General features: G+C 65.5%; 3 protein-coding genes. All 3 read right to left on the bottom strand.

All coding sequences use genetic code 11. The annotated features are described in order from the left end of the window. Positions 1–129 precede the first annotated feature (129 nt). The 3 genes from RT662_RS02395 to lysA are packed head-to-tail and all read right to left on the bottom strand — an operon-like array spanning position 130 to position 4,842. Entirely contained in the window at positions 130–2,298 is a 2,169-nt protein-coding gene (locus RT662_RS02395) for a penicillin acylase family protein (RefSeq protein WP_313668857.1), read from the bottom strand. Beyond that, positions 2,295–3,572 carry an MFS transporter gene (locus RT662_RS02390; protein ID WP_313668856.1) on the bottom strand — a complete coding sequence of 426 codons (1,278 nt, stop codon included), beginning with the start codon at positions 3,570–3,572 and terminating at the stop codon, positions 2,295–2,297. The genes RT662_RS02395 and RT662_RS02390 overlap by 4 nt, the downstream gene beginning before the upstream one ends. A gap of 4 nt (positions 3,573–3,576) precedes the next feature. Then, positions 3,577–4,842: a diaminopimelate decarboxylase gene (lysA, locus tag RT662_RS02385; protein ID WP_313668854.1), complete on the bottom strand. Its 1,266-nt coding sequence runs from the start codon at positions 4,840–4,842 to the stop codon at positions 3,577–3,579. Positions 4,843–4,957 lie beyond the last annotated feature (115 nt).

Raw genomic sequence — 4,957 nt, 5'->3', positions numbered from 1 at the left:
ATTTCGACGCCGATGGACCTCGACGCGGCGCGGGATTTCAATCGGTTTTTCTACACGCTGGTCGAAACGGCGGCCAATGGGGTGGCGAAGCCGGTGATGAAGGCAAAGTCCACCCAGCCGTAAGCCTTCTTATTCCCCCGGCCGGTACGTCTTCTCCACATGCCCCTGCAGCTGCGCATCGGTGAAATAGACCGGGCGGAAATCATGCGTCCGATACCGCTCCGCCTGGTCGCGGAAGTGCGGGCTAGCCGGGCTGCTGTTCAGGCCGCCGGCGTGGACGGCGCGCGCCTCCGGCCCGTCCTTGCCGAAGCGGACGACGGCGACGAAGCTGTTGCCGTAATCGCCATACCAGCGCTTGGTGCCGTCACGCTGGCGGGCGCCGAAGCTGGCGAGGCTGCCCCAGTTGCCGCTGGCAAAGCCGATCGGCGTTGAGGGCAATTTGTCGTCATAGGATTGTGCAATGTTGGCGGTCAGGCGCTGGAAGCGGTTGATGTGGCCCCACGGCACATCCCAGCCGCCAAAATCGCCGGCCAGCTTGCCAACGGCGGCATCGAGCGCAGCCAGGCGTTCGGCATCCGGCACCTTGGCGCTGGCGAGATAGGGCACGATGGCCTCTTCATCGAGCTTGGCGACCGGGCCGAAGCGTTTGACCATGTCATCACCCCAGAACATCGCCAGCGACGTGGGGATCGAGGTTTCACTGGCGCGATAATCCCAGGCCTTCAGCGCAGCGATCGGCGCGGCCAACCGGGCCTTTTGCGGCCCATCGGCCAGTGCCTCCCACGCTTTCACCAGCGGCGGGATGGTATCGGCAAAGCCCTGCAGGAACGGATCATAGGCGGTGGTGAGCAGGCCGGAGAGATCGAACTTCCGGTCGCCGCTCAACAAGCGCAGCGCGTTCGGCCCGCGCGGGTTTTCGCCCGCGGAGTCCATATATTTGGCGAAGGCGGCCTGTTTCGGGCTGTCCGGGCCGGCGGCAGTCCACGGCCAGTTGTTGACGTTGAAGGCAAAACCGCTGCCCGGGTTCATCACGCTGGGCAGTTGATCAAGGCTGTGCTCGCCCTGCCAATCGGTGGCGGGGTCGCTGCCGTCGACGGGCTTTTTCCAATCGAACTTGGGATCACGGATCGGCACGAACTGTGGGTGGAGATAGGCGATCTCACCCTTGCTGCTGGCAAACAGCGTGGCGTTGGATGAATTGGCGCGGCGTGTTGCGACCTTCAGATAACTGGCCAGATCGGTCGTCTTGGTGCGCAGGAAGCTCTGCTCCAGCGCGGCAACCGGCCGGTGCATCAAGGCGACAGCGATCCACTTGCCGTTCTCGGCGCGGATCACCGGGCCGTGGTGAGAGCGCCACGTGGTGAAGCTGCGGCTCTTCATGCTGCCTTCGGCTGCGCGGTAGGGCACGGTGATGCTCTTCTCGGCCAGCGGGCGCCAATTGGTGCCGTGCAGATAATACCAGCGTCCGCCCTTCTTCTCCACGGTCAGCGCGAACTCATCGATATTGTCGACGCCCGACGACGTGTGCATCCAGCCGGTGTTCCGGTTGAAGCCCTGATAGACGAAGAACTGCCCCCAGGTGCTGGCGCCATAGGCATCAAGGCCCTGACCGCTTTCGACCTTGGCTTCGCTGCGGAAATAGAAGCTGGTGTGCGGGTTGATGAGCAGCAGGGCGTCGCCCGACGTGCTGCGGCTGGGCGCCAGCGCCATGCCGTTGGAGCCGGCGGGCTCGAGCAGTTCGCTGCCCAGTTCCACCGCCGAGAGTTTCACAGCCTGACCGGTGTGGAAGGATTCCAGCCGGCCGAGGTTGATGCTCTCGATATCGCCGCCGATGCTGCCTTCGGAAAAGCTGAGCGCCATCCACGGTTCGAAACGGGTGATCACGCGCGGTTTCACTGCGGGGTGCGTGGCGAGATAATAGTTCAGCGCGTCGGCCCAGGCGGTGGACAGCGACTTCAGCCAGGCGGGGCTGGCGGCATATTGCGCCTTCAGCTCGGCCGGATCGATGAACAGCTTCATGCGCAGGTCGCGCCAGATGGCGCTTTCGCCTTCGGTTTCGGCGAGACGGCCTTGCGCGTTGATGAAGTTGGTTTCGACGCGGTTGAAGTCGTCTTCGGCCTGGGCATAGATCATGCCGAACACGGCGTCGGCGTCGGTTTTTCCCTTGATGTGCGGGATGCCGAAATCATCGCGGGTGATGCTGACGGCGGCCTTGTGCTTGTCCCAGCGGTCGGTCTCGGGGGAGGCCAGGGCCGAGGTGGAGATGAGGGCGGCGAGGAGGGTGAGGCGCAGGATCATGCGCCAACGCTAGAACCCGCACCTTCCTTCGGCAAGAGCGCCAAGCCTATCACAGAGACCAGCGCAGCGCCGGCCAGATACCAGCCGACCGCACCGATGCCATAGCGCGCCGAGAGCGCTGCGCCGATGACGGGCGTAAGGCCGCCGCCGATGATGCCACCCAGGTTGAAGGCCACCGATGCGCCGGTGTAGCGCACGCGGGCCGGGAACAAACCGGGCAGGAAGGCACCCAATGGGCCGTAGACGAAACCCATGACAAACAGGCCCAGTGACAGGAAGGCAAACACGCCGCCGGTGCCGGCCTGCATGAGCGGGCCCATGGTGGCGCCGAGCACGACGCTGGCGAGGCTGCCCAGCATCAGCACGCGCTGCGGGCTAGCGCGGTCGCTGAGCCAGCCGGCGATAAGGATGCCGGCAGCAAGGAACAATATGGCGCCCAGCTGCAATTGCAGGAAGGCTTCGCGGCTGTAGCCTAGCTGGGTGGTGCCATAACCGAGCGCAAACGCGGTCGCGATGTAGAAGATGGCAAAGCAGGTGACGGCGGTGGCGATGCCGCAGAGTGTGGCGCGACCATGATCGCGCACCAGTTCGGCCAGCGGCACCGCCGGCGGCTTTTCATGCTTGACCATGGCGGCGAAAGCCGGGGTTTCCAGGATGGTCAGCCGCACCCACAGGCCGATGCCGACCAGCAGGATCGAGCCGGCAAACGGCAGCCGCCAGCCCCATTCCAGGAACTCGCCGTCGTCCAGCCACAGGCCGAGCGCGAGGAACAGGCCATTGGCCGCGATGAAGCCCACCGGCGCGCCGAGTTGCGGGAACATACCATAACGCCCGCGCCAGCCGGGCGGGGCATTCTCCACCGCCAGCAGCGCCGCGCCGCCCCATTCGCCGCCCAGGCCAAAACCCTGACCGAAGCGCAGCAGGCAAAGGATCGCGGGCGCGGCGACGCCGATGGCGGCATAGGTGGGCAGGAAGGTGATGGCGAAGGTGGAGCCGCCCATCAGCAGCAGCGAGGCCACCAATGTGGATTTGCGGCCCAGCCGGTCGCCATAATGGCCGAACACCAATGCCCCGATCGGCCGGGCGACGAAGGCAACGGCAAAGCTGGCGAAGCTGAGCAGCAATTGCAGATCGGCATTGTCGGACGGGAAGAACAGCGGCCCGAACACCAGCGCCGCGGCGGTGGCGTAGATGTAGAAATCATAGAATTCCACCGCCGTGCCGACGAGGCTGGCGGTGAGGATGCGGCTGGCGGAGGGTGGCTTTAAAGCCACGCGGTTAGAGCCATGGGGCTTTCGCATCCAGCGCCAGCATCGCGGCGGGCTGGTTGCGCTGGGAAACGATGGCCCACTCATCGCCCTTCACCATCACTTCCGGCACCAGCGGCCGCGAGTTGTAGGTGCTGGCCATGGTCGCGCCATAGGCCCCGGCGGTCATGAAGGCGACCAGATCGCCGGCCTGCACATCTTCGATCTCGCGGTCCTCGGCGAAGGTATCGCCGGTCTCGCAGATCGGGCCGACCACGGTGGCGACCGTGCGCGCATCCTTGGGCCGGACGGCCAGGATATCGTGCCAGGCGCCGTAAAGCGACGGCCGCAGCAGATCGTTCATCGCGGCATCGACCACGACAAAATGCTTCGACGCGCCGTCTTTGGTCAGGATCACTTCGCTCACCAGCACGCCGGCATTGCCCACGATCATGCGGCCGGGTTCGAACATCAGCTGCCACGGCCAACCGGCGGTGGCGCGGGCAACCATGGCGGCATAATCGGCTGGGCTGGGCGGCGCCGGCTGGTCACGGCGATAAGGCACGCCCAAGCCGCCGCCGACATCAACGCGCTTGATCTTGTGGCCCAGCGCTTCCAGTTCACGCGCCAGATCGCCCAGCTTGCGAATGGCGTCTTCCACCGGGCCTAGATCGGTCAACTGGCTGCCAATGTGCGCGGCGAGGCCGACTGGACGCAGATTGGGATGGGCGGCAGCCTGCGCGAAGGCAGCGGGCAGGCGTTCCCAAGGGATACCGAACTTGGCATCTGCGCCGCCGGTGCTGATCTTGCCGTGCGTTTTGGGATCGACCGCCGGGTTGATGCGGATGGCGATCTCGACGGTCGCGCCTTTGGCGGCAGCGACTTGCGCCAGCATGTCGATCTCGGCTTCGGATTCGACGTTGAACTGCAGGATGCCGGCTTCGACACCCGCGGCCAGTTCAGCGCGGGTCTTGCCGACGCCGGAGAACACGATGCGTTCTGCCGGCACGCCGGCAGCAAGCGCGCGCGCCATCTCGCCGCCCGATACCACGTCCGCGCCGGCACCCAGCCGCGCCAGCGTCGCCAGCACGGCGAGGTTGGGATTGGCTTTTACTGCAAAGGCCACTAGCGGCGTGCCGTTGCCAAGGCCAGCAACGGCATCGCGGAACACGGTGAAATGCCGTTCCATGGTGGCGCTGCTATAGCAATAGAAGGGCGTGCCGACCGTGGCGGCCAGCATTTCAAGGCTCACGCCCTCGGCGTGCATCACGCCGTCCTTGAACTGGAAATGGTCCATTCGTCAGTTCCTGGGGGGCGGCAGGTTGAACGGGTCGTTGCCGCGTTCGGGCAGCGGGCCCTGGTTGTCGTCCACCCGGGTCGGCACCGCCTGTGGATCGAGCTTCAGCATTTCT

Origin of the sequence: Sandarakinorhabdus sp. (assembly GCF_032115815.1) — a bacterium.
Lineage (GTDB): Bacteria > Pseudomonadota > Alphaproteobacteria > Sphingomonadales > Sphingomonadaceae > Sandarakinorhabdus.
Note: the sequence above shows the minus strand (reverse complement) of the source record. Positions and strands in the feature narration are given on the sequence as shown.